This is a genomic window from Treponema succinifaciens DSM 2489, assembly GCF_000195275.1.
GTDB classification, from domain to species: Bacteria; Spirochaetota; Spirochaetia; order Treponematales; family Treponemataceae; genus Treponema_D; species Treponema_D succinifaciens.
This window is the reverse complement of the sequence record NC_015385.1, coordinates 1023859-1048431: the sequence shown is the minus strand read 5'-3', so window position 1 is coordinate 1048431 and position 24573 is coordinate 1023859. Positions and strand designations below refer to the sequence as shown.

The following is a 24573-nucleotide window of genomic DNA, read 5'->3' as shown; positions in this document are numbered from 1 at the left end:
GTGTATATTCCGAGGTATATTTTGAAAGACAGAATTTTGAGACTAAAGACAATTCGAAAATTAATAAAAAACAACAGAATAGAAAGTCAGGATGAGCTTTTAAATTATCTGCAGAATGAAGGATTTGAAGTTACGCAGGCAACACTTTCCAGAGATTTAAAGCTTATGAAAGTTGGAAAAATAAGCGACGGACATAATGGATATGTCTATACAATCCCGGAAGATGAAATTGAAAAGGAAAGCGAGCAAATTTATATACGAGATTTTTTGCGCGGATATGTAAGCATTGAAGCCAGCGGAAATATAATTGTAATAAAAACTTTTGGCGGACACGGAGACAGTGTTGCAAACGCGCTTGACGCAATGAACCTCAATGAAATAATCGGAACTATAGCAGGAGAAAACTGCATTTTTGCCTGCCTTAGAGAAGGTGTTCAGGTGAAAAATTTTCTTGAAAAGCTAAAGGAAAAAATTCCAGAACTTGAAATTTAAAAAAGCTCAACGTAAGTTTTTCCAGTTCCGCCCTCTTCTGGTCTTGCAAAATAAAATTCCTTTACAGAAGGACAATGATTTAAATAATCACTCACAGCCTGTTGCAATATTCCGTTTCCTTTTCCATGGATAACAGAAAACTTTTTAAAATTGTTAATCATGCACAAATCAAGCTGGTGTTCAAGTGATTTTATTGCTTCTCCCGACCTCATCCCTAAAAGTCTAAGTTCAAATTTTGGAGTTTCATTATTATTTTCAGTTTTTGAATCACGTTCAATTACAACAGAAACGCTTCTGTCAACAATTCTATTTTCCAGAGGAATAATTTGATTCTGCGGAAAATTCATTTTCATAGAACCAAACTGAACTTGCCAGATTTCATTTTTAACTTTTCTAACAAGAACACCTTTTCGCTTTTCATTTCCTGCAAGAACTTCTGCTCCTTCTTTTAATAGTTCTTCTTTTTCGAACTTCTTTTCATTTGAATTTTCAATTTTTAAAACAGAGGCATTTTTCAATGCTTCAGAATTTGAAAGCCTGCTTTTTAATTTTTTGTTTTTGGAAGAAAAAGATTTTTTTTCTTTTAGAGATGAAAGTCGCATTCCATTTTGCAGAATTTTGTTTTCTTCATTTTGAAGATTAGAAATTTCTTTTTCCAAAAGAAGTTTTTTCTCTTCTATATTTTCTTCCTGCTCGTCAATTTCTTTTGTTGTATCAGAAATAAATTTTCTAACACTCAAAGTTTTCTCACGGGTAATTTCACCTTCCCTTAAAACACGAACCAGATTTTCAAGATTACTTCTCATTTCCTGCAAAAACGCAGAACTTTGCGAGTGCTCAATCTGATTAAGCTCAATTTCTTTTTGAAGCATTTTTATTTCACGTGAATGGATTTTTAATTCTTTTAGAGAAAGCTCATTCTGTTTTTCATTTTGTTTTTTTATAAGCTCTTCAAGTTCAATATGTTTTTCTGTCAAACCTTTTATCAAAGAGCTCACGTCAGCCTGCTGATTTGAAATGTAGCTTTTTGCCTGCTCAACAACATTTTGCGGCAAACCGGAATTTAAAGCTATATCAATTGCATGGCTTTCACCCGACACTCCAACAAGAAGCTTATAAGTCGGACGCAAAGATTCTGAATTGAATTCAACAGAAGCATTAACACATTTTGAATTTGTGTATCCGTAATTTTTTAAAACTCCATGATGAGTTGTAACAAGAACAAAAGAATTTTTTTCAAGCAAAGAATCAAGAACTGCCATGGCAATCGCACCACCTTCAAGAGGATCAGTTCCTGTTCCAAGCTCATCCAACAGCACAAGACTTTTTTCATCGGCATTTTCCAAGGCTAGCGCAATATTTTTCATGCGGCTAGAAAAAGTGCTCAAAGACTCATCGATTGACTGTTCATCTCCAATGTCCGCAAAAATTGAATTGAAAAAAGGAAGCCTTGTGCCTTCATCAGCAGGAATAGGAAAACCGGCCTGATTCATCAATGAAAAAAGCGCGACAGTTTTTAACGTTACAGTTTTTCCACCTGTGTTCGGTCCTGTAATAATCATAACTTTTTTTCCAAACATAAAGTTAATTGTTACAGGAACAGCTTTTTCTGCCAAAAGTGGATGGCGCGCATTTAAAATCAAAGGCGACTCTTTTTCAGTATCATAATTTTCAGCAAAAACTCCATGAACTTCTGATTGATATTTTGCGGCAGCACAAGTTGAATCGAGCAGCAGCATTGAATCATGGCATAAAAGAAAATCAGAACAATACTCTCTTAAACTGTCAGAAAGTTCCTTAAAAATTTTTTTAAGTTCAGCCTGCAAATTAAATTCTTCCTGAACAAGTTGATTGTTTGCCCTCACAATTTCTTCAGGCTCAATATAAAGAGTTTGCCCGGAAGAGCTCACTTCATGCACAATTCCTTTAATATAGTTTCTATGATCCGAACGGACTGCAAGAAGCTCACGGTCAGCTTTTAACGCCGGAACATTGTTTTGCAATACGGAATTCAATGTTGAATCAGAAGTATATTTTTTTAATGCAGATTCAATTTCTCTATGAAGCGAAGCAATTTTTTTTCTGATTTCCCTGATGGCTGGCAAATCTTTTATTTCACCAGTTGAAATATCGATAACAGAAAAAATTTTATTTCTAGCGTTTTCCAACGAAGGCATTGACTGCGCAATTTTAAAAAGCTCTGGAATTTCAAGTTCAAGAGAAGCAGATTTTATGCAGCCGCAAGTTTCATCAGTGTAAGTGCAAAAAAGTCCAAGTGAAAAGATTTGCTCATGTGAAAGAGAAGCTCCATCAACTTTTAGTACTGAAAAAATTTCTTTTACAGGTGGCCAAGATTTCAATGCGGAAGGAAATCGTGAATTTAAATAATTATTCCATTCACGTCCCAAAGATTTCAGTTTTGAAACTTTATCAATATCAGAAGAACTTTCCCTTGAAAGCAAAAAAAATTTGCCTTCTTCACTTACCGCAAGAGAAGCAACTTTTTCTCTTATTCTATAAAAATCAAAATCATGGGCAACCTGCCCCTTCAGAAAAATATCTTTTTCACCGCTCATAAATATTTTAAAATTTCTTCAGGTTTGTCTGCAAGGTTTTGCGCTCCAGAATTCAAAAGAAAATTTCTATCTCTAAATCCCCAAGTCACACTTATGCAAGGAATCCCCGCATTTTTTGCAGTTTTTATATCAACATCAGAATCACCTACATAAACTGTTTCATTTTTGCCAACTTCAAGAATCCGCATAACTTCCAGAACAGAATCCGGCGCGGGCTTTCTATTTCTTCCTTCAATATCTCCGACCGCAGTTTCTCGTTTTATGCTGGAAGAAAAATAATATTCCGCGAGTTCTTTAACTTGAGCGTCAGGCTTGTTCGAAACAATTCCCGTTTTTATTTCCATTCTATGCAAAGTTGAAATCAAATCTAAAATTCCATCATAAGGCCGAGTTTTGTTCTGCCAATTTTTTTCATAGTTCTCCTTCATTAATAAAACTGATTTTTCATATTCAGGATTTTCTTTTCCATCAGGAATTGCAAGCTCCATAAGTTTTGCGATTCCATTTCCAACAAATTGCCGGATTTCATCTATCGAGCGCAAAGGAAAATTCATCTGGCGCAAAGTTTCATTGCAACTGTCCGCCAAATCATCAAGTGTATTAAGGAGAGTTCCATCCAAATCAAAAATTACAGCTTTTGTCATTTTAACTATTCTTCTTCAAAAATGAAATTATAAAGCAAATTAAAAAAAATGCTGAGTTTACTAAAACAATCGAAGCTCCGCTAGCCGATCCAGTATAATACGAAAAACAAAGTCCTGCAATTCCGCCAGCAAGAGAAATCAATTCTGAAACAATCAGATAGCGTCTTGAAGTTCTGCTCACGAATCGAGCCGAAGCAGCCGGAAGTACAAGCATGCTGTTAATCACAAGAAGTCCGGTCCAGCGTATGCAGACAGAAACAATCGCAGCTGTCAGCAAAGCAAAAACTTGTTCTATGAAAACTGTTTTTATTCCACGACTTTTTGCAAATGATGAATGAAGAGAAACAATCAGCATTTTGTTGTAGAAAAAAATCCAAACAAGAAGAAGTGCAATTGCGCAGAAAAATAAAAAAAGAATTTCGTTTGGCTGAATGCTAAGAATGTCGCCCACAAGATATTTTTGATACTTTGAAAAATTTCCGCCGGCAGACAAAAGCACAATTCCAAGCGCAACTGATGTTGAAGAAAAAACCCCAATAATCGTGTCGCTGGAAGATTTTCCTTTTGACTTGACCATAATTATAGAAAAACCGAGCAGCATCGAAAACAAAACCATAGAAATTGTAACATCGTGAATTCCAAAAAGAACGCCAATCGCAATTCCTGTCAAAGCTGAATGCCCAATCGCATCGCTAAAAAAACTCATCCTGTTTGAAACAACATAAGTTCCCAAAGCGCCAAAAAGCGGACCTGCAATAACAATGGCAATCAGAGCATTTTTCATAAACGCAGGAGACAGCCATTCAAAAGGAAAAACAAAATCCAAAAAAGAATAAATCAGCTGCATAAATTTCACTCCGGTTTTTAATATTCATCAGGAAGCATAATATGTCCGAAAACTTCCATAAAATCTTTTTGGCGGTAAACATCTTTTACAGTTCCAACGACCGCACTGGCATTATTTATAAAAACGACTCTGTCAGCATGGCGCGCCACCAAATCCAAATCATGGCTTATCAAAAGAATCGTTATGTCAAAATCACGGCGTATAGAAGAAACAAGCTCGTAAAAAGATTTCAGCCCTACTCTGTCAACACCGCTTACAGGCTCATCTAAAAGCAAAATATCCGGCAAAGGATTTATCGCAAGCGCAAGCATGACACGCTGAAGTTCTCCGCCAGACAAATCACAGACTCTGCGTTTTAAAAGCTGATGGGAATTTGTGCATGAAAGAATTTCAGAAGCGGCTTCAATATCTTTTTTTCTGTGCCTTAGCCACACAGGTCTTTTTGAAGTGCAAGCAAAAACCAAATCTTCAACGCAGACAGGACTTCCCGGCTCAACAGAAAGAGTCTGAGGAACATAGCCAAACACAGGCTTAGTTGTAGTGTAAGGAATTCTTTTTCGGCAAGTGCAAAAACGGTCATGGTCAGTTGTGTGATCTTTTCCGCAATTTCCCGCGCACCTTTCACCTTCAAAAATTATATTTCCTGAATGAGGAATTGTATTCAGCAGTGCCTTTATAAAAGTTGTTTTTCCTGCGCCGTTTCTTCCAACAATCGCAGTAAGCTCGCCGCAATGCAAATGAAGATTTATATCTTTTAAAATATATTCACCGCCAGCTTTTACACTTAAGTTTTCTATCCGTGTGCAGCAGACATGAGATTTTCCAACAAGGCAAGGCATTATTTTTTTTCCTCTGAAAAAGCATTCATCAAAACTGAAAGATTTTTTTCCATGCCTTCAATATATGCGTTTTTTTCCAACTGACCATTTACGCACGGATCAAGCTCATAAACTGAAAGTCCGGTTTCATTGGAAATAATTTTCGCCACGCTTGAAGAATATTGAGGCTCAGCAAAAAGAGCAACTTCTTCACCTCGATTCGTAACTGATTTTATACTTTCAATTATTTTTGCCAGCTCCTTTGCGCTCGGAACAGTTCCCGGCTCCTGCTCAATAACTGCCGAAATTTCAAAACCGAATTCCTTTGCAAAATAAGGAAACGCTTCATGGAAAGTTATGATTTTTTTTCCAGCGAAAGGAGCAAGAGAAGTCTTCATTTTTTGTTCAAGAGCATTTAATTTTTCTATATAAATCAAATAATTTTTTTTGTAGCTTTCTGAATTTTTTGAATCAAGCGAACAAAGTCCTTCCGTTATTTTTTGCACTTCGTAAATCGCACCGGAAACGCTCACCCACACATGAGGATTTCCATCAAAAGGCTTAAAACCATCAGAAGCAACCACAACTGAATTTTTTTTCAGTGAAAAAGCCTTGTCAAAAAAATCTTCCATTCCGCTTCCATTCACAACAAGAATGTCACATTTTTCAATAAGCTTCATGTCGCCAGTTGTAAGCTGATAATCATGCAAGCAGCCAGTTTCAGCAGGAGCCAAAAGCGAAACTTCAACATCATCAATTCCATCCGTCAAATTCAAAAGCATTATGTAAATAGGATAGAAAGATGCCGTTATTTTTATTTTTTCAGAATCAGCTGAAGCAGAGACCCGTTTTTCCGACAAAGAAACTTTCCAAACTGAAAAAAAGGAAACAATAAACACAAAAAAACAAATTGTAAAAATTAAGGTTATTTTAAGAGATTTTTTTTCTTCCATAAAATCTATTCTATCTGAACTAAGAATTATTTACAATAAGACAAAAAAGACTATAAATAGCAATTAGTTTTAAGAATAGCTCAAATTTTAGTTGACGTATATATAATTTCAGTTCATAATAGAATTGAATCTTTGAGGAAAAAAATGTCGAATCAAATTGTCACAACAGGAATTTCATTTTTTGGAGCAGACACTTTAAAAAATTTCAATGAAGAAATAAAAAACAGCGATTTTCAAAGAATTTTTATCATAGCAGCCCCCGAATTTCAAAGCGCATTAAAAAAAATTTCCTCAATGCTTGCAAAAAACAAAATCGTATACAGCATTTTTGACAGAGTAAGCCAAGTCGCTTCTCTTTCCGATACAAGAGCCGCATTGAACGCAGCAAAAACACTCAGGGCTGACGCAGTAATTTCCGTAGGCTCAAAATCAGTTTCAGACATTGCAAAGGCAGTGTCGATTCTTCTTTCAAATCCAGAAATTTCAGATCCAAGAAAATTGGAAAGAAAAGCAAAATCAAAAAACAAAGCAATTCCTCTTTATATGTTTTTCACTTCAATCGGAAGCCCATGGGATTCCAGCCACGTTTTTATCTTAGAAGACGAATCGCAGCGGAAAAAAATTGAATGCGCAGACACAAACGCAATTCCAAAAGCATTTTTTTTCGACACAGAGCTTGCTTCCGTTGCCAACAAAAACGACTTTTCAGTTTTAGCCACCTCGCTTTTGGCTTCTTCCATTGAATCGTTTATCTGCAAATCTTCATGGGACTTAAGTGACTTTTTCGCATTAAAGGCAATAAAGTTGATTTCTGAAAATGCGCTTTCAGCCTCAAAAGGAAATTCAAAGGCAATAGAAAATATGCTTTATGCGCAATATTGCACCGGCATAGCTTTTTCAAATGGAGGCGCGGCTTTTGCAACAGCAGCATCACTTTCAGTGGAAGCAGCAGTTGGCATTTCTTTTTCAAAATCCATAATTCCAATATTTAAGGAGTCAATGGAATTCAATGCGGCTTCAACAGGACAAAAATACAAAGCCATCGCAGTAAATATGGGAGCAAAAGTTTCATCTTCGGCTTCTCCTGAATCATTTAGAAAAACTGCGGTAACTTCTGTTGAAAAATTTTTCAAAGAACTTTCTGCAGCAAAAAAGGTTGAAGAAGTAAAAATTTCAAAGGAAGACGTTTTGTTTATTCAGGAAAATATTTTAAAAAACAAATATACAGAACTGAATCCAAAAACTGTAACAAAAAAGAAAATTGCGGATGTTTTAAAATTGATTTTCTAAAAAATATCATAGAAAGAATTTTCAAATTCATTGAAAACTTCGATAAAAGGCAGTAGACTTTCTTTATCAATTTCCATTTTTATTAAATAATCCTCTGATTTTAAAATTGATTTTTCAGAGTTAGTTTTTGATAAAATATAAAAAGTTCTGGCAATGTCAAATTCTTTTGGACCTTTACAAGACAAAAGAAAATTTGAGGCAAACAAATTTTTATTTTCATCAATTAAAATATTTTCTGGACAGAAATTTCCCTGGCAAAAAAAATTTCCTTCTGGAAGTTTTTTCAGTTTTCTTATCACAGAAGAATTTTCTTTTGAATTTCCGCCTAAAATAAAAAGCAGAAGCTCTTTGTAGCTTGCAAGACTTTCCGCATTTAAACTCAAAAGTTTTTCATGAAGCAAAGTAAATTTGTCAGAAAAAATATTCTTATCAAATTCATTCAAAATCCGCGATGGAAATTTTTCATCATCATTTTGAAAAACAATTCCAAAGCAACCGCTTATTTTCAGAAAATCACAAGGCATAAATTTTGAAATATTTTGATTGTATGCAAACTGGGAATTTCTAAAATCCATCAATGCAAATTCTTTTGAAACATTTTCATCGAAAAGCTTTAAAAGGCACTTCTGGTCAATTTTAAAAATCTTAAAATATTCTTTTTCTTCAAGAAAATTTTCTTCTGAAATAAAATTTGAATAATCAGTTTTAAACTTGCTGACAGAAATTCCGTCTCCAGTTTTATAAAATTCAGTTGTAAACTCTATATTTTCTTTCAAAAAATTCACATAACGTTTTATTTTTCTAACAAGCTTTTTTGTGCTATAACTTTTGGTTAAATTCTGATTTTCAACAATTCCATGAAACAGCAAATTGTCGCTTATGATTGCGCCTTTTGGATTTAAATTCGCCTTGAACTTTTCAAAAAATTTTTCGTACTGAGCTTTTGCTGCGTCGATAAAAATCAAATCGAATTTTTCATTTATATCGCAAGCCAAGGCATCGTTGTTTATAATTTTTATTCTGCTTTTCAAACCGCATTTTTCCACATTTTTGATTGCCTGAATAGTGCGGTCAATGTCGATTTCAATTGTCGTAACTTTTACACTTTCATCAACAAGCGCAAACTGAATAGCAGAATATCCAACAGCAGTTCCAATTTCCAAAACTGATTTCACATTATGTTTTTTTATAAAACTGAAAATAAATTCAGAAGTTGCATCCTGCATAATGGGAACATTATTTTTATGCGCAAGAGATTTTATTTCAAGCAAGAATTCCGCTGACATTTCTAAACTGTCCTTCCAAGTCTTTATAAATTTTTACATCTTTGAATTCTGAATCTTCCATTATTTTTTTAGTTTGAAAAGCATTGTATTCGCCAGTTTCTAAAATCAAAATTCCGCCCGGATTTAAAAAATCAACTGACTGAAAAATCAAGTTCCGTATAATTTCAAGTCCGTCGTCAAAGTTTGTAAGATTTCCATTCAAATCAATGTCGCCGCATAACGCAAGCGAAGGCTCGCTTCTTCCGTCTTTTAAAAGCTCAACAGTTTGAGAATAAGGAATGTACGGAGGATTAGAAACAATGACATCAAAAAGACCGTTTCTGCTTTGCCCTAAATTTTCAAAAAGATTACTTTGAACAAAAACAGTTTTTTCAAAAGCAAATTCGCTAAGCAAACGCAAAGAATTTTTTTTTGCAATATCAAGAGTTTTTTTACTTATGTCTGCAAAAATAATTTTAGGGAGCAATGATTTTGGAATAATTTTTTTTTCTTCTATAAATTTTAAAATGCTGATTCCAACGCATCCGCTTCCAGAACACATATCACAGACAGAAAGAATCTTACAGTCAGAAGACGCATGAAATTTTTCTTCAATAAAATTAACAGCATTTTCAACAAGCAATTCTGTGTCCGGCTTGGGAATAAGAACATTTTTGTCAACCTCAAAATCAGATCCGAAAAATTCTTTTATTCCTGTAATATAAGCAACAGGCAAGCCAGTTTTTCTTTTTTCAATTGAAGAACAAAAAATATTTTTTTGCAGCTCAGAAAGTTCTGTTTCAGAATGAAAAAGAATAAAAGTCTGATCACATTTCAAAATCCATTTTAAAATAACATCCGCATCAAGAATAGGACTTGGGCTGAATTTTAATTCTGATAATGCAAACTTTCTGGCTTGGCTTATTGTCATTTTAAATTTCAGTTTACAAGATCAGAACTGTCTTTTAACTGCTCTTCTTTTGCATATACATTCAGCGCATCCAGCATCTCATCCATGTTGCCCATCATAAATGAAGGCAAATTGTGTAAGCTCAAATTTATGCGGTGGTCTGTAACTCTGTCCTGCGGAAAATTATAAGTGCGGATTTTTTCACTGCGGGCGCCGCTTCCAACCATGTTTTTTCTTGCATCCGCGCGCTCCGACTGACGCTTGCTTTCTTCAAGATCGAAAAGACGTGCACGCAAAACCCTGAACGCCTTGTCTTTGTTTTTATGCTGACTTTTTTCATCCTGCTGAATAACAACAATTCCAGTAGGAATATGAGTCAAGCGGACTGCAGAATCCGTTGTGTTAACACACTGACCGCCAGGACCACCGGCACGCATAACGTCAACGCGGACATCCTCTGGACGAATTTGAATTTCAGTTTCTTCTGCTTCCGGCAAAACCGCGACCGTTACGGTTGAAGTCTGAAGTCGTCCTTGGCTTTCTGTTGCAGGAACTCGCTGAACACGATGAACTCCGCTTTCCCACCTTAAAGTTCCATAAACAAATTTTCCAGCAATTGATGTTACAATTTTATTGAATCCACCGACTTCAGTTTCCTGAGCTTCCATCGTTTCAGTTTTCCAGCCTTTGCGTTCTGCAAGATGCATATACATTTCCCACAAATCACGAACAAAAAGGCTTGCTTCATCTCCACCAGCTGCGCTTCTAATTTCAAGAATAATATTTTTTTCATCAAGAGGATCTGGTGGAATTAGCTTAAGTTTTATTTCTTCTTCCAGCTTAGGCTTTTTTTCCTCAAGTTCTTTCAGTTCTTCTCTTGCAAGCTCTTTCATATCGCGGTCTTCCTCTTCTGTTATGAGGACAGTCGCATCTTCAATTCCTTTTAGAATTTTTTTATATTCATCGTAAAGCGACATAAGTTCTGTAAGCTGCTGATGCTCACGCATTGTTTCTTTATATTTTTTTTGATCCTTAATTAAAGAGGCATCTCCAATAAGTTCTGAAACAACAGTGTAACGCACAGAAAGATCTTCAAGTTTTTTTATCAAGTCCATAGTCTATAAAATATATCGAGTTTCTATAAAAAAAGCAATGAACCGCGAAATTTGAAACTAAGCAAAAATGGCTATTTAAAATTCAAGTTTTTTATATACAGATTTTCAAAGGATTTATCTTGCGCAAGATCTACATGAACTGAATTTTCTGCAAGTTCACAAGCAGATTTTCTTAAACCTAAATTTAAAAGCAAAATCGAAGCTCCGCAAAGAGAAGCATTTCCAGCAGCAAAAGTTTTTTCAGAAAGAAAACTTGGAATCATTTTTACAGCGCAGGCATCTTTTATATCAAGAAGCGAACCGAAGCCTCCAGCCAAATAAAGAGTTCCGGATTTGCATCCTGATTTTTCAGAAAGAATTTCAAGTCCAGTTAAAACAGCTGACTTTGCAAGCTGAAAATTTCTTATATCTTTTTGGCAAATATAAATTTCATTCTGAAGAATAATTTTTTCTTTTCCTGAAACAAATGCTCCAAAAAAATCAATTATTCCGCTTTTTAAAAATTCTGAAATTGCGCTTAAAATTCCAGTTCCGCAAATTCCAATCGCCTTTCCATTTCCAAGCACAAAGCATTTTATTTCATTGTTTTTAAGAAATTCAACTTTTGCAATCGCACCTTCCTGAGCAGAAATTCCACAGTCAATTCCATAGCCTTCAAACGCAGGTCCGGCTGAAGTTGACGCGCAAAAAATTTTATCCGACTCCGCAGAATAAACGCAAAGTTCGCAGTTTGTTCCAATGTCAGCAAGAAATTTATTTTCAACTTTTTCTAAAAAACCGCAGGCAATCATCGCGCAAACAGTATCGCCGCCAACAAAAGATTCAATCGCAGGAGCAAAATAAAATTCACAATCAGGAGGAATGGTTTCAAAATTTCCAAGTTCATTTGACTCAACTGAAAATCCGAATTTGCTTGGAAGCGAAAAAGGAAACTGCGCAAGTGAAACCGCGGAAATTCCAAGAACAAATGATTCCATTGCTGTGTTTCCAGAAATTACAATACGCTTTAACACTGCCCGTCCGCGGCGATTTTCAACAAAAAAATTTTGAGATGCAAGAATCAGTTTTTTTGAAATTCTTTCTATTTGAGATAAAATTGATTCATGAAGTTTTTTAAGACCAGAAGGTTTGCTTGAAAACAAAATTCTTGAAACAACATCGCTTCCAAATTCAATCTGACAATTTTCTTCGCCAACAGAAGCAACAAGGATTCCGTCTTTTAACGTAAAAATATTTGCGGCTATAGAAGTCGTTCCAATGTCAAAAGCAATTCCAACAAAATTCAGCGGAAGAGAATTATCGCCTTTTAAATTTTCAAGACCAGAAAAATCCGCAAGGACAGAAACATTTTTTTTTGTTTCCGAGCCTTCACATAAACCGCAATGCCGGCAAACTGAACAAATCACTTAAAAAAACACAACTCCAAAAACCGCACCAAAAGCAACAACTACAACTGGATGAACTTTTGTTTTAAATAATACAAATAGCGAAACCACAAAAATAGCAAGAGCCGGCAAATTGAAAACCTGCAGAACCACAGAATTAGAATTTTGAGGGTTTAAATTTAAAATTGCCAGCGTAAAAACCTGAACAAGAACACACAAAACAAGTCCGCTTGTAACTGGCCGCAAAGTTTTAAATACTGATTTTACCAAAGGTTTTTCCTGAAACTTTGAAAAAAATTTTGAAATCAAAACAATTGTAACAATCGACGGAAGAACTTCGCCAATAGTTGCAATGATTCCTCCGGGAATTCCATAAAGCTCAGTTCCAATATAAGTCGCAATATTTATTCCAATCGGTCCGGGTGTGCTTTCGCTGATTGCAAGCATACTGTAAAATTTTTCCGCGGAAATAAGTCCGTACTGATTTACAAGAACATTTTGCATAAACGACGCCGCAACAAGTCCACCGCCAACCGCAAAAAAACCAATATACATGAAAACAAAAAACAACTGAAAAAGACTCATTTTTGAATTCCTTCACCTGAATTAAATTTCTTTGAAACTGCAAATGAAACAGCGCCAATAAAAGCCGCGCTCAAAACAACTAAAACTGTATGCGCATGGAAAAAATAAATTGAAGCAAACGAAGCAAAAAACAGCAAAACGCTCCAAAGACTTTTTAAATTTTTCTTACAGAGATTAAAAACAGCATAAGTAAGCAGCGCCGCAACCGCAGCATTGATTCCCTTCATTGCTTTTTGAACCCAGCTGATTTGCTCAAAGTTCGAAATGAATTTTGCGATTATAGTTATTATGATTACTGAAGGCGTTATCATTCCAAGCGTCGCGAAAATTCCGCCGATAGTTCCAGCACGCTTATGTCCAACAAAAGTCGCCACATTTACCGCAATGATTCCCGGAGTTGTCTGTGCAATTGAATAGTAATCAAGAATTTCATCCATGGAAACCCAGTTTTTTTCGTTAATCAGTACACGTTCCAAAAGAGGAAGCATTGTAAGTCCGCCGCCAAAAGTTACAATTCCGATTTTAAAGAAAGTAATAAACAAATCTACAAGTTCTTTGAACAAAGCCATAATGTTTTTATAATATAAAAATAAACATGAACTGACAAGAAAAAAGCTGCCCTTTTGCTTTTTACGGCCATAGGACAGCTTTTGCAATGCAGAAAAATTAGCACTCGCAGATTGGAACGAATGTTTCAGCTTTCAAAGAAGCTCCGCCAATCAAGCCGCCGTCAATATCAGGCTGAGCCAAAAGCTCTGGAGCATTTGAAGCTTTCATTGAGCCGCCATACTGAATTATAACTTCATCGGCAACTTTCTGATTGTAAAGTTTTGCAATGTATCCACGGACAAATTTGTGGATTGCCTCGGCATCTTCTGGAGTTGCAGTTTTTCCAGTTCCTATTGCCCAAACAGGCTCATAAGCGATTGTAACACGCTTCATCTGCTCTTCTGTTACGCCAGCCAAATCTGCAGAAAGTTGGAATGCGCAAACCTGCTCTGCGTTTCCTGCCTCACGGTCAGCAAGAAGTTCTCCAATGCAAAGGTCAACTTCCAAGCCTTCATTTAAAGCACGGCGAACTTTTTTGTTGATAAGCTCATCAGACTCACCAATTTCGTGGCGGCGTTCTGAATGTCCAAGAATTACACACTGAACTCCGAGATCCTTGAGCATTTCTGTTGAAACTTCGCCTGTGTGAGCTCCGTTTGCAGTCGCGGCGCAGTCCTGGGCCGCAAGAATAATGTTTGAGCCTTTTACAACCTGACTTACAGCATCAAGGTAAACAAAAGGAACACCAATCATAAATTTGTTTGTCTTTCCTTTCAATGCGGAAACCAAATCCGATGCAAGTTTTACAGCTTCCGCTTTGGAAGTGTTCATTTTCCAGTTTCCGGCGATATAATGAGTACGTGCCATAATCAAACTCCTGTCTAAAATTTAATGACAATAATTTTACACCAACAAAGAACTAAAATCAATTGCATAAAGATGAGCACACGGCAAACGCATTATAAATGTATTCAGTATAAAACTGGCTCCCAGGCACGGTTTCCTGGTTCAAAATCGCGCAATAATGCGCTACACGCTGATTGTTGCAAAGTAACTATAGAATTGCCTGCTCATGTGGTCGCAGCAATCAGAGTGTTTTTGCCCCAGAAACCGTTCCTTCGCGCAAACTTTACTTAAATTATTTATAATGCGTTTGCCCTGGATGAGCATTTGCAGTATCGGAAAAACCATGTGTTTGAGCGCATAATGAAACAATAAATTGTTTTCAGCGGCGCTTTTATTCAAATCATCGGGCTACGACTTTGAGTCACAGGAACATTCAGCACGTAAAAGCGGAAACTATGATTTCTCATTTCAGATTGCCTCTGAATAAAAAAACTCCGTCTTAAAATCTCAATTCCAAGACGGAGGCTCGCTAAAACAGATTTAAAATGAATACGTCCGCTTACTCTGTCGGGCGTTTCTTAAGTTTCTTGCTTTTAAGGACAGCCTGACCTTCTCCAACCTGCTGCTCCATCATAGCGCGAACTTTCAAAGGCAAGCCAAACAAAGTAATAAAGCCCTGCGCATCTTTGTGGTCATACAATTCACCAGTCTTGAACGAAGCAATACTTTCATTATACAAACTGTATTTTGAATAAGAGCCAGCTCCACGGATTGCACCCTTGCACAATTTGAGTTTTACCCAGCCAGTAACAGTTTCTTCTGTTTTATCAACAAACGCCATGCAGGCATCAAACAAAGTTGTAAACCATTTTCCGTCGTAGATAAGTTCTGCAATTTTTATAGAAAGCTGCTGCTTGTAATGGTATGTGTCGCGGTCCAAGCAAAGATGCTCAAGCATCCTGTGCGCAAAATAAAGAATCGCTCCACCTGGAGTTTCATAAACACCGCGGCTCTTCATTCCTACACAGCGGTTTTCGCAGATATCAACAAGACCAATTCCGTTTCTTCCGCCTATTTTGTTAAGCTCAAGAAGAAGCTTAAGGGCATCCATTTTTTTGCCGTTAACTGCAACAGGAATTCCTTTTTCAAAATCAATCTTAACATATTCACCGGCAGCGGGAGCTTCTTCTGGCACAACTGTATTTTTAAGCATATGCTTGTAGTTAGGCTCATTTTCTGTTTTTTCAAGTTCAAGACCTTCATGGCTCAAGTGCCAGATATTTTCATCGCGGCTGTAAGACTGATCTTTTTTCATCGGAACTTCAAGCTCGCGGTCTTCAAGATATTTGATTTCAGCTTCACGGCTATCCATGTTCCATTTTGGATCACGCCATGCCGCAATAACTTTCAAGTCTGGAGCAAAAGCCTTGATTGCAAGCTCAAAACGAACCTGGTCATTTCCCTTTCCAGTTGCTCCGTGGCAGATTGCAACCGCCTTTTCCTGACGAGCATATTCAACAAGAATTTTTCCAATAAGAGGACGCGCAGTAGAAGTTCCAAGAAGATATTCATCTTCATAGATTGCATTTGACTTCAAAGCCGGCCAAACATATTCTTCAATATATTCCTGACGTGCGTCTACAACATAACAAGCAGAAGCTCCAGTTTTCAAAGCGCGGGACTTGATTGCCTTCCAGTCATCTCCCTGTCCAACATCAATGCAGACAGCAATAACATCATAGTCATAGTTTTCTTTGAGCCATGGAATGATAACAGTTGTATCAAGACCGCCTGAATAAGCCAAGACAACCTTGTCCTTTTTTGATGCCGCAGATTTTGCAACTTTTGTTGTTGCCTTTACAGCTTTTTTCGCAGTGGATTTTACAGCCTTTGCTGCTTCAGAAACTTTTTCTTTAACTGCCATAACAACGCCTCTTATAAAGATTTTTTTCAGCAATCTTATTTTCAGTTTGAATAAATTCTAAATAAAATTACTGTATGCATAGAATATACATTTTTATGAATAAATATGCAATATCAAAATGAATAAAAAACAAATGCAGTTTGGACAGTAAAGTGTTTCTGCTTTTCTTCCAAAGGTAAATCCTGCGGAAGCGATGATGTCTGCCGCCTAAAAGAGCCGTACTTAAACGCTCCGTTTTCCTTAAAACAGCAAGTACACTCCTTGCTCACAAAAACATTTCCATCAGGAATGCCGATTTTCTTCAAAAGAAAAAGATTCGCATCCGCAAGGCTCAATGAATATTTATTCCCATCGATAAAAGAAACACATTCGCTTCCAAAATTTTCTGCAAAATATTCAGCACGATCTTTATCAATAGAATAACAGCATGAATTTATATGCGGTCCCAAAACAAAGCAAAAGTCATCAGTATTAGAACCATATTTTTTATTCAGCATAAAAAAAGCCTCCTTTACAATTCCAGTTCCCTTCCAGCCGGAATGCAGAACACCAAATGCATTTGAGTTTTTATCATAAACAAAAATCGGCATGCAGTCCGCAACAGTTACAGCAGGAATGATGAATTTATTTGAAGTAAGAATTCCGTCTCCCTTCTTTTTAAAAATTTCATCCGCGCTAGAAACTTCATAAACAGTTTTTGAATGTATGAGTTCCGGCTGCGCAATTTTTCTTTTTTCAGCACAAATAGAAGAAAAAAAATTATCACGCACAGAATTGGTTTCATTCCATCTGAACCGCATATTTCCAGATTCCAAAACCGACATTCCCCATAAAGGCGCAGAAGACAAAGGCTTTCCGTTATAAAAAAAATTTCCTGTTAAAAAACTCATACTGAAATATTTTCCATTTCTATAATTGCCTGCAAGACTTCGGACGCAAATTTTACGCTGTGTGCAAATTTTTCAAGATTCAATTTAAACTCTTTATTGTCCGCACCCATTATCTTATTTAAATTTGCAAGCGGTCCGTAATAAACTGTTGATTTTTCGCCAAGCATAGCAAACAAAAGATTTTCAAAGCCGGTCAAAAACTTTGCAAACATATCAGCCAAATCCAAGGCATTTCCTTCAATTTCAAAAAGAATGCTGCGAAGTTTTTCTTTATCTGGCTCTTTTTCAGAAGAAGCATAATGCGTAATTTCAGAACCGTATTCTCCAGAAGATGAAAGCCGCTCAACAAGAAAATCATTTTTTGTAATAATAGAATTCAATGTGGAAATCATGTCAGAAAATTCATACATATTTTCCTTTATTGAAAACTTTCCTTCCAAAGTAATTGTGCTCAAAAGCTGCTTGTATTTTGGAAACTCATTCTTTAAATAATAATTCAAAAAGCCAATCGAGCTTTCATACTTTTCAGTATAGTCCGCACCGACTTTTTTCCAGGGACGCGAAGGATACTTTGGAAAATCTTCAAGTGAAAAATAAATTTTGAGTTTTTTCTTTATTTCCGATTTTTTAAAATCCTTGTTCCACATTTTAAGCCGCTTGTCCAAAACAACTTTCCATTGTTCCTTGAATTTTTGAAACCACAAGTCGCTGTAACTCAATGGCAATGGAGAATAAAGGGAATTTTCAGAAATTACTTTTCCAAACTTTTTAAGCGGAATTTTTTCTGCAAATGTATTCAGCAAAGAAATTTCCGCAGACGATGAATTTACTTTCTCTGCAATCTCCTCATAAGAAGAAGTCGAGCAGTTCCACAAATCTTTCTGGGGAATTCCAGACATAAAAAGAACAGAAAGAGTTGTGTCAGAACATTCAAAGCGCCCCAAAAGAATTCTTGCAAGGCTGTCAAAGTCATCTTTTATCTGTGAAAAAGAACAAGTGCGCCCGGAAGAGCCGGAAGAAAATTTTGACATGACAGTGCCAAGCGGAATTTTCACAAACATTCTAAGCCGCTCAAATTCACGGGAGCAAGCAGACATTTTTATTTTCTTTTCAGAAGAAATTCCAGAAACAATTCCATCAAGCTTTGTAAAAAGAATATTTCTAATGTCCGCAGGCAAAGGCTTTTCAAAAGAATAACTGTAAACATCGCACGAAGATTTTATATCTTGAACAATTTCAGGCATCACGGTAAAACCAAGTAAAAAATAAAACAGACCTGAATCCTGTTCAAGAGAATCAAACGAAGGTTTAAAAAATTCACGAACACGCTTTAAATCCAAAAGCCCGGAATAAAATCCAGAAAGAAGAAGCTTGTTTTTGCAGTCAATCACATCAGGAAAATCATGTTCCAAATTTTTTGAAAGAGAAGCCAGGACGGAATTATTATAAACAGTTTCAATGCTTGAATTCAAAAACAAAGACTTCAGCCATAAAATGAACCTGAACAAAAGCGGCTCTTGCCTAAGTTTTTCCGAAAGAGTCAGCTTGTCCTCTCTGCGCTTTTCCTGCTCAAACTGATTGTCAGATTTTTCAGAAGGAAAAGAAACATCAAGTTTGTCCTGCTGAATCTGGCTCAAAATATCAGAGCGTTCTTCTTTTGAAAGATTCGACGCAAGAACTTCAAAATTGCTTTTTGCTGATAAATTTTTATTTTCCATAATCTGATTCTATTCTATGAAAAGAAACAGGAAATGTAAAGATTTTATTTCTATAAGAATATCTAAAAAAACGCTCCCAAGAATGCAAGGGAGCAATGATAATGATTTTTTATTTATTTTTCAAGAACTTCTTTTATGATGGCAAGACCTTTGTCAATTTCCTTGTAGCCAATATTCAAAGGCGGAACAAGGCGCAAGACATTTTTTCCTGCTGTAGAAAAAAGCACACCTTTTTCAAGGCAAAGTTTTTCAACTTCCACAGGATTTTTTGAAACCTGAATTCCAATCATAAGACCTTTTCCGCGAACATCTTCTATGCAAGGCAGATTCCAGTTTTTTACAGTGTTCTGAATATATTCGCCTTTTTCAGAAACAGAAGACAAGAATCCGTTCTTTAAAAGCTCATGCAAAACTACACTGGCCGCGCGGCACGCAAGAGGATTTCCGCCGAAAGTAGACTGATGATCTCCAGCCGCAAAAACATTTCCTTTTCCGCGGTAAAGACAAGCGCCCATTGGAATTCCACCGGCAATAGCTTTTGCAAGCGTTACAACTTCTGGATTTATTCCAAGCTGCTCGCTAGCAAGAAGAGTTCCTGTGCGTCCCATTCCAGTTTGAACTTCATCACAGATTACAATTGCGCCGGCTTTTCTTGCTGCATCTGCGGCTGCCTTTGCCCATTCCTTATCAAGAGGAAAAACGCCGCCCTCGCCCTGAACACACTCCATCATCAAAGCGGCAGTCGTGTCATCAAAAGCGTCTTTTAAAGAACCATAATCATTTGGCTTTATAGTTTTAAAACCTTCAACATAAGGCGCAAAAGTTTCCGGGTGAAAAACATCCTGACCAGTCGCAGTAAGAGTTGCCATTGTGCGTCCGTGGAAAGAATGCTCCAGCGTTACAATAGTTTTTCTTTTTGCGCCGCCGCTAAGCTGACCAAATTTGCGGGCAAGTTTTATCGCAGCCTCGTTTGATTCCGCGCCGCTATTTCCAAAGAACACGCCTTCAAATCCTGTAGCATTCAAAAGCTCATCAGCATACTTTACGCCGATGTCGCTAAGAAAATAATTGCAAACATGAATCTGCTTTTTCGCCTGACTAGACACAGCTTTTATAAGAGGCTTAAAATTATGTCCCAAGCTATTCACTGCGATTCCTGCAAGAAAATCAATGTACTTTTTTCCATTTATATCTGTAAGAACAGAGCCTTTGCCGCTCTTAAAAACAACATCAAAAGAACCGTAGTTATTTAAAACCTTTTTGCTTCCCATTTTAACCTCTAGTAAATCATAGTTCCAATTCCGCGGTCGCTGAACATTTCGATTAAAAGTGAATGAGGAACACGGCCGTCAATAATATGAGTGCGAGGAACACCACCGTTGCGGGCAAGCATGCAGCACTCAATCTTCGGAATCATTCCACCTGCAATTATTCCTTCGTCTATATATTTTTCAACGTCTCCAATGTGAATCCTCTGAATCAAAGACTTTGGATCATGCACGTCTTTTAGAACACCAGGCACATTTGTAAGCTGAACAAATTTTTCAGCATGAAGAGCCACAGCAATTTTCGCAGCGGCAGTGTCGGCATTTATATTGTAACGGACATTGTCTCCATCGCAGCCCAAGGCAACGGTCGAAACTACAGGAATAAAATTCTGCTCCAAAAGCGACTCAAGAATTTCAGGGTTCACTTCTGTAACTTCCCCGACAAAGCCCAAGTCCTGCCCGTCTTTTTGAATTTTCACAGCCTTCAAAAGTCCTGAATCAACTCCGCTCAAGCCGACAGCCTTTCCGCCGTTCTCAAGAAGAAGAGCAACAATGTCCTTGTTCAGTTTTCCAGTCAAAACCATCTGGACAATTTCCATTGTTTCTGCGTCAGTGTATCGAAGTCCGTTTATAAATTTGCTTTCCTTGCCGACTCTTCCAAGCATATTGTTGATTTCAGGACCGCCGCCGTGAACAAGCACAACATGGATTCCAATTGTGTTTAATAGAACAATATCTTCCATTACGTGCTTTTTCAAATCCGCATTAAGCATAGCGTTTCCGCCGTACTTTACGACAACAACTTTTCCGACCCAATGCTTAAAATACGGAAGAGCCTGAACAAGCACATCGGACCAATGCGCATTATCAAGCCGAGGATCAATTTCTTCTATATTAGGTTCAATTGTGTTCAATTTTTTTGCTCCGTGTTTTAGGTTCTGTAATCGCCGTTTATTTTAACATATTCGTAAGTCAAATCACAGCCCCAGGCAGTTCCGCAAGCGGTTCCGTCCTTGCATTCAATGTTGATTTTTATTTCTGCTTCCTGAAGAACTTTTTTTGCCAATGCCTCATCAAAGTCAAGAGGAACTCCATTCTCAAAAACTTTAAGCGAAGTTCGTTTTCCTTTCTGCTCGCCGATAAAATCAGTCGCACCAGTCCGCATGGAATTTTCTGCGCTTTCAAATGTTATGGAAGTTTTTTCAGGAGAAAAGTCAAATCCTGAATATCCCATTGCGCACAAGAAACGCCCGAAGTTCGCATCGCTTCCAAAAATAGCGGCTTTTGCAAGGCTTGAGCTTATAACGGCTTTTGCAAGACCACGCGCAGTTTCAACGTCCTTCGCCCCGGAAACATTGCATTCAATCAACTTGGTTGCGCCTTCTCCGTCTCCTGCAATTTTTTTTGCCATCTGGGTATTTATAGCATTCAAGGCTTCGTAAAAAATCTCAAAGTCTTCGCCTTCGCACGTGATTTCATCGTTTCCAGCCATTCCGTTTGCAAGAATAGTCAGGCTGTCATTTGTGGAAGTATCGCCGTCAATTGAAACGCAGTTGTAAGTTCCGGCAACAGATTTGCGCAAGGCATTTTCAAGCATCTGGGAAGAAATGGCACAGTCAGTTGTCATAACGCTGAGCATCGTTCCCATGTTTATATGAATCATTCCAGAGCCTTTTGCCATTGCTCCGATTCTTACAGTTTTTCCGCCGATTACAGTTTGTACAGCGCATTCCTTGTAATGAGTGTCCGTTGTCATTATTGCAGTGCGGGCTTCTTTATGACCTTCCTTGGAAAGTCCGTCTTTTAAAGACTGAATATTCTTTTCGATTTTTTCAACAGGAAGCTGCTTGCCGATTACGCCTGTAGAATATACAATAACGTCGCCAGAATTTATTCCAAGAACATCGGCTGCAAGGCTCGCCATTTTTCGTGCAACTTTCGCGCCCTGCTCGCCGGTACAAGCATTTGCGTTTCCTGAGTTTGCAATAACAGCCTGAGCCTTTCCGTTGGCAATATTTTCTTTTGTAAGCTTTACGCTTTCCGCCTTGACTTTATTCTGTGTAAATACGCCGGCAGCATTGCAAAGCTTTTCGCTAAAAATAAGCGCAAGGTCGTTTTTTGTGCTGCTTTCTTTTATCTTGCAAAGCATTCCATTTGCCGTAAAGCCTTTAGGAGCTGTAACTCCGCCATCAATAAACTGCATTTTTATACACTCCTTTTACAAAGTTCTGCATAATTATAAACTTTTTCCGCACAATGTCAATAAAATCAGTAGGCGCACAAATAAAATATAGAAAATATATAGAAAACATCAATACTTGATGAAAAACAGCTTTCGTTATATATTGGCTGAATTAAATTCACTAAATCGCTTTTAAACGAGTTCGATATGACAAAAAATCTAAACACACAAACTGGAAAATATCGTTCAGTAATTTCCGTAGACAAAGAAAAATGCGTAAACTGCCAAAGGTGCATTGCAGTGTGTCCTGTAAAAATGTGCAACAACGGATCTGGCGACTACGTTGACTTTGACGAAAAACTTTGCATAGGATGCGGCTCTTGCATTGAAGCCTGCACTCACGGAGCAAGAAAAGGAATTGACGACGCAGAACTTTTCTTTGACTCTCTTAAAAAAGGTGAGAAAATCGTAGCGATTGTAGCTCCAGCTGCAATTGTTAGCTTCCGTGGAAAAGATCTTGAGCTGAACGGATTTCTAAAGTCGCTTGGTGTAGAAGCTGTTTTCGATGTAAGTTTTGGCGCGGAGCTTACAACAAAATCCTATGTTGAATATATTAAAAATAAAAATCCAGACTGTGTAATTTCTCAGTCTTGCCCTGCCCTTGTTTCGTTTATTGAAACTTACCGTCCAGAACTCATAAAATATCTTGCGCCAGCTGACAGTCCCATGCTTCACTGCGCAAAAATGATAAAAGAATTTTATACAAAATACACCGGATATAAAATCGCGGCAATTTCGCCATGCTATGCAAAACGGCGCGAGTTCGATGAAACTGGAATCTGCGACTACAAAGTAACGATGCGCTCAATCCAAAGTTATATGGAAGAAAAAAACATTAGGATTGATTCATTTCCAAAAGTAGAATACGAAAATCCTGCCGCGGAACGTGGAGTTCTTTATTCAACTCCGGGCGGACTTATGAGAACCGCAGAACGCTTTGTTCCGAGTATTTCAGAAAAAACGCGCAAAATCGAAGGAAACCCAAAAGTTTTTCATTACCTTGCAAAATTTTCAGAAGCAAATAAAAACAAAAAGCCATGCTTTACTTTAATTGACTGTCTTAACTGCGAAAACGGATGCAACGAAGGTGCCGGAACCACAAACAAGGGAATGCACCTTGACGAGATGGAATCTTTTGTAGAAAACCGAATGCATGACCGCCGCTCATACTGGGAACAAAAAGGACACAGCAAAAAATCCGCTCTAAAAAAACTGAATAAGGCAATCGATGAGTTTTGGAAGCCCGGACTTTACGACAGAACCTATGTTGACAGAAGTGCATATTTCCACCAGAAAATCAAAGAGCCTTCGCAGGAAGAAATTCAGAAAATCTACAGAGATATGTACAAAAAAACAGAGGCGGACATTTTAAACTGTGGAGCCTGCGGATATGAAGACTGCGAGCAGATGGCAGTTGCAATTTACAACGGGCTGAACCGTCCAGAAAACTGCACTCATTACACAAACATTTTAAAGGACATAATGAACGAGCAGCATCAAGAAGAAGTAAAGCAGTCTGTGCGTAAAGTTGTTGAAACCGGATCTGAAAAACTTACAGAAAACGGACGCGATGTCCAAACATTGGCAACTGCCGCGCGGGACATGACAGAAAGCGTTTCAACTTCATCTTCTGCTGTTGAAGAAATGATTGCAAATATAAATTCTATAAATTCAATTCTTGAGCACAACGCTGAATCCGTGGGGCTTCTTGACGGAGCAACAAGAAAAGGAATGACAGGAATTGAAAATGTCGCTGAGCTTGTCTCCAAGATTGAAGAAAACTCAAACGGACTTAGCGAAATGAGCAGCGTTATTCAGAAAATCGCAAGCCAGACAAACCTTCTTGCCATGAACGCCGCAATTGAAGCCGCTCACGCAGGAAATTCCGGACGCGGCTTTGCAGTTGTAGCCGATGAAATAAGAAAACTCGCTGAAAATTCAGGCTCGGAAGCACGCAAAATTTCTGATGTCCTAAAAAATGTAAAGCAACTAATCGATGCAACGTTCAAGGACACAGTGGACGTTCAAAAAGAATTTTCAGAAGTTGTGCAGCTTTCTGGAACTGTAGTTGAGCAGGAACAGACTGTACGCCGTGCAATTTCAGAACAGAACGAAGGCGGAAAACAGCTTTTGCAGGCGGTAGGTTCAATGCGCGAACTTACTCAAACAGTAAAAGAACGCACAGAAAAACTTCTTACCGACACAAATGCAATAAAAGAAAGCATTTTGGAGCTAGGAAAATAAAAATAGAGCAAG

Annotated in this window: 21 protein-coding genes; 3 read left to right on the top strand and 18 right to left on the bottom strand. The window is 37.4% G+C overall.

What is annotated here, in order from left to right:
* The first annotated feature begins 21 nt into the window (after window positions 1–21).
* Window positions 22–492, top strand: a complete 471-nt coding sequence (locus TRESU_RS04980) for an arginine repressor (RefSeq protein ID WP_041612242.1) — start codon at window positions 22–24, stop codon at window positions 490–492.
* Here TRESU_RS04980 and TRESU_RS04975 read toward each other — a convergent pair.
* From TRESU_RS04975 to TRESU_RS04955, 5 genes are read right to left on the bottom strand one after another with little or no spacing between them, the layout of a single operon-like run.
* The gene (locus TRESU_RS04975) at window positions 489–3068 is read right to left on the bottom strand and encodes an endonuclease MutS2 (RefSeq protein WP_013701193.1); all 2580 of its coding nucleotides are present in this window, start codon (window positions 3066–3068) and stop codon (window positions 489–491) included. The two genes, TRESU_RS04980 and TRESU_RS04975, sit on opposite strands and share 4 nt — an antisense overlap.
* A complete protein-coding gene (locus tag TRESU_RS04970; protein ID WP_013701192.1) occupies window positions 3065–3712 on the bottom strand; it encodes an HAD family hydrolase in 648 nt (215 codons plus the stop codon). Before TRESU_RS04970 ends, TRESU_RS04975 begins: the two co-directional genes overlap by 4 nt.
* A gap of 1 nt (window position 3713) precedes the next feature.
* Window positions 3714–4559 carry a metal ABC transporter permease gene (locus TRESU_RS04965; protein WP_013701191.1) on the bottom strand — a complete coding sequence of 282 codons (846 nt, stop codon included), beginning with the start codon at window positions 4557–4559 and terminating at the stop codon, window positions 3714–3716.
* A gap of 17 nt (window positions 4560–4576) precedes the next feature.
* A complete protein-coding gene (locus TRESU_RS04960) occupies window positions 4577–5398 on the bottom strand; it encodes a metal ABC transporter ATP-binding protein (protein ID WP_013701190.1) in 822 nt (273 codons plus the stop codon).
* The gene (locus tag TRESU_RS04955; protein ID WP_013701189.1) at window positions 5398–6330 is read right to left on the bottom strand and encodes a metal ABC transporter substrate-binding protein; all 933 of its coding nucleotides are present in this window, start codon (window positions 6328–6330) and stop codon (window positions 5398–5400) included. The genes TRESU_RS04960 and TRESU_RS04955 overlap by 1 nt, the downstream gene beginning before the upstream one ends.
* A 144-nt stretch (window positions 6331–6474) precedes the next feature.
* On the opposite strand from TRESU_RS04955, the gene TRESU_RS04950 reads away from it, so the two are divergent.
* Window positions 6475–7620 carry an iron-containing alcohol dehydrogenase gene (locus TRESU_RS04950; protein WP_013701188.1) on the top strand — a complete coding sequence of 382 codons (1146 nt, stop codon included), beginning with the start codon at window positions 6475–6477 and terminating at the stop codon, window positions 7618–7620.
* On the opposite strand, the gene TRESU_RS14180 is transcribed toward TRESU_RS04950, so the two are convergent.
* The 13 genes from TRESU_RS14180 to argJ form a co-directional block, all read right to left on the bottom strand.
* Window positions 7617–8906, bottom strand: a complete 1290-nt coding sequence (locus TRESU_RS14180; protein WP_013701187.1) for an O-methyltransferase — start codon at window positions 8904–8906, stop codon at window positions 7617–7619. The two genes, TRESU_RS04950 and TRESU_RS14180, sit on opposite strands and share 4 nt — an antisense overlap.
* The gene (gene prmC, locus TRESU_RS04940) at window positions 8884–9816 is read right to left on the bottom strand and encodes a peptide chain release factor N(5)-glutamine methyltransferase (protein WP_013701186.1); all 933 of its coding nucleotides are present in this window, start codon (window positions 9814–9816) and stop codon (window positions 8884–8886) included. The genes TRESU_RS14180 and prmC overlap by 23 nt, the downstream gene beginning before the upstream one ends.
* An 8-nt stretch (window positions 9817–9824) precedes the next feature.
* Complete coding sequence (gene prfA / locus TRESU_RS04935; RefSeq protein ID WP_041612239.1) at window positions 9825–10904, bottom strand: peptide chain release factor 1; 1080 nt, start codon at window positions 10902–10904, stop codon at window positions 9825–9827.
* A gap of 77 nt (window positions 10905–10981) precedes the next feature.
* Window positions 10982–12316 (bottom strand): ASKHA domain-containing protein, encoded by a 1335-nt coding sequence (locus TRESU_RS04930; RefSeq protein ID WP_013701184.1) that lies wholly within the window; start codon window positions 12314–12316, stop codon window positions 10982–10984.
* A complete protein-coding gene (locus TRESU_RS04925; RefSeq protein ID WP_013701183.1) occupies window positions 12317–12880 on the bottom strand; it encodes a chromate transporter in 564 nt (187 codons plus the stop codon). It abuts the gene before it with no gap.
* Window positions 12877–13449 carry a chromate transporter gene (locus TRESU_RS04920; protein ID WP_013701182.1) on the bottom strand — a complete coding sequence of 191 codons (573 nt, stop codon included), beginning with the start codon at window positions 13447–13449 and terminating at the stop codon, window positions 12877–12879. The genes TRESU_RS04925 and TRESU_RS04920 overlap by 4 nt, the downstream gene beginning before the upstream one ends.
* 97 nt (window positions 13450–13546) lie before the next feature.
* Entirely contained in the window at window positions 13547–14296 is a 750-nt protein-coding gene (tpiA, locus tag TRESU_RS04915; RefSeq protein ID WP_013701181.1) for a triose-phosphate isomerase, read from the bottom strand.
* Window positions 14297–14834: 538 nt separating this feature from the next.
* The gene (locus TRESU_RS04910) at window positions 14835–16199 is read right to left on the bottom strand and encodes an argininosuccinate synthase (protein WP_013701180.1); all 1365 of its coding nucleotides are present in this window, start codon (window positions 16197–16199) and stop codon (window positions 14835–14837) included.
* A 113-nt stretch (window positions 16200–16312) separates the two neighbouring features.
* On the bottom strand, window positions 16313–17089 hold the full coding sequence (locus TRESU_RS04905; RefSeq protein ID WP_013701179.1) for a purine nucleoside phosphorylase YfiH/LACC1 family protein: 777 nt from the start codon (window positions 17087–17089) through the stop codon (window positions 16313–16315).
* A complete protein-coding gene (locus tag TRESU_RS04900) occupies window positions 17086–18807 on the bottom strand; it encodes a DUF5312 family protein (protein ID WP_013701178.1) in 1722 nt (573 codons plus the stop codon). The genes TRESU_RS04905 and TRESU_RS04900 overlap by 4 nt, the downstream gene beginning before the upstream one ends.
* Before the next feature lie 113 nt (window positions 18808–18920).
* On the bottom strand, window positions 18921–20078 hold the full coding sequence (locus tag TRESU_RS04895; RefSeq protein ID WP_013701177.1) for an acetylornithine/succinylornithine family transaminase: 1158 nt from the start codon (window positions 20076–20078) through the stop codon (window positions 18921–18923).
* Window positions 20079–20086: 8 nt separating this feature from the next.
* The gene (argB, locus tag TRESU_RS04890; RefSeq protein WP_013701176.1) at window positions 20087–20989 is read right to left on the bottom strand and encodes an acetylglutamate kinase; all 903 of its coding nucleotides are present in this window, start codon (window positions 20987–20989) and stop codon (window positions 20087–20089) included.
* Window positions 20990–21006: 17 nt separating this feature from the next.
* Complete coding sequence (gene argJ / locus TRESU_RS04885; protein ID WP_013701175.1) at window positions 21007–22278, bottom strand: bifunctional glutamate N-acetyltransferase/amino-acid acetyltransferase ArgJ; 1272 nt, start codon at window positions 22276–22278, stop codon at window positions 21007–21009.
* Window positions 22279–22464: 186 nt separating this feature from the next.
* On the opposite strand from argJ, the gene TRESU_RS04880 reads away from it, so the two are divergent.
* The gene (locus tag TRESU_RS04880; RefSeq protein WP_013701174.1) at window positions 22465–24561 is read left to right on the top strand and encodes a [Fe-Fe] hydrogenase large subunit C-terminal domain-containing protein; all 2097 of its coding nucleotides are present in this window, start codon (window positions 22465–22467) and stop codon (window positions 24559–24561) included.
* Window positions 24562–24573: the final 12 nt, after the last annotated feature.

Bases quoted from the DNA above. Each gene is read 5' to 3' on its own strand.
- prmC (WP_013701186.1), bottom strand. From the start codon at position 9,816: ATGACAATAAGCCAAGCCAGAAAGTTTGCATTATCAGAATTAAAATTC.
- TRESU_RS04905 (WP_013701179.1), bottom strand. From the start codon at position 17,089: ATGAGTTTTTTAACAGGAAATTTTTTTTATAACGGAAAGCCTTTGTCT.
- TRESU_RS04975 (WP_013701193.1), bottom strand. From the start codon at position 3,068: ATGAGCGGTGAAAAAGATATTTTTCTGAAGGGGCAGGTTGCCCATGAT.
- TRESU_RS14180 (WP_013701187.1), bottom strand. From the start codon at position 8,906: ATGTCAGCGGAATTCTTGCTTGAAATAAAATCTCTTGCGCATAAAAAT.
- TRESU_RS04880 (WP_013701174.1), top strand. From the start codon at position 22,465: ATGACAAAAAATCTAAACACACAAACTGGAAAATATCGTTCAGTAATT.
- TRESU_RS04920 (WP_013701182.1), bottom strand. From the start codon at position 13,449: ATGGCTTTGTTCAAAGAACTTGTAGATTTGTTTATTACTTTCTTTAAA.
- TRESU_RS04925 (WP_013701183.1), bottom strand. From the start codon at position 12,880: ATGAGTCTTTTTCAGTTGTTTTTTGTTTTCATGTATATTGGTTTTTTT.
- TRESU_RS04965 (WP_013701191.1), bottom strand. From the start codon at position 4,559: ATGCAGCTGATTTATTCTTTTTTGGATTTTGTTTTTCCTTTTGAATGG.
- argJ (WP_013701175.1), bottom strand. From the start codon at position 22,278: ATGCAGTTTATTGATGGCGGAGTTACAGCTCCTAAAGGCTTTACGGCA.
- TRESU_RS04910 (WP_013701180.1), bottom strand. From the start codon at position 16,199: ATGGCAGTTAAAGAAAAAGTTTCTGAAGCAGCAAAGGCTGTAAAATCC.
- TRESU_RS04950 (WP_013701188.1), top strand. From the start codon at position 6,475: ATGTCGAATCAAATTGTCACAACAGGAATTTCATTTTTTGGAGCAGAC.
- TRESU_RS04895 (WP_013701177.1), bottom strand. From the start codon at position 20,078: ATGGGAAGCAAAAAGGTTTTAAATAACTACGGTTCTTTTGATGTTGTT.
- TRESU_RS04900 (WP_013701178.1), bottom strand. From the start codon at position 18,807: ATGGAAAATAAAAATTTATCAGCAAAAAGCAATTTTGAAGTTCTTGCG.
- tpiA (WP_013701181.1), bottom strand. From the start codon at position 14,296: ATGGCACGTACTCATTATATCGCCGGAAACTGGAAAATGAACACTTCC.
- TRESU_RS04960 (WP_013701190.1), bottom strand. From the start codon at position 5,398: ATGCCTTGCCTTGTTGGAAAATCTCATGTCTGCTGCACACGGATAGAA.
- TRESU_RS04955 (WP_013701189.1), bottom strand. From the start codon at position 6,330: ATGGAAGAAAAAAAATCTCTTAAAATAACCTTAATTTTTACAATTTGT.
- TRESU_RS04970 (WP_013701192.1), bottom strand. From the start codon at position 3,712: ATGACAAAAGCTGTAATTTTTGATTTGGATGGAACTCTCCTTAATACA.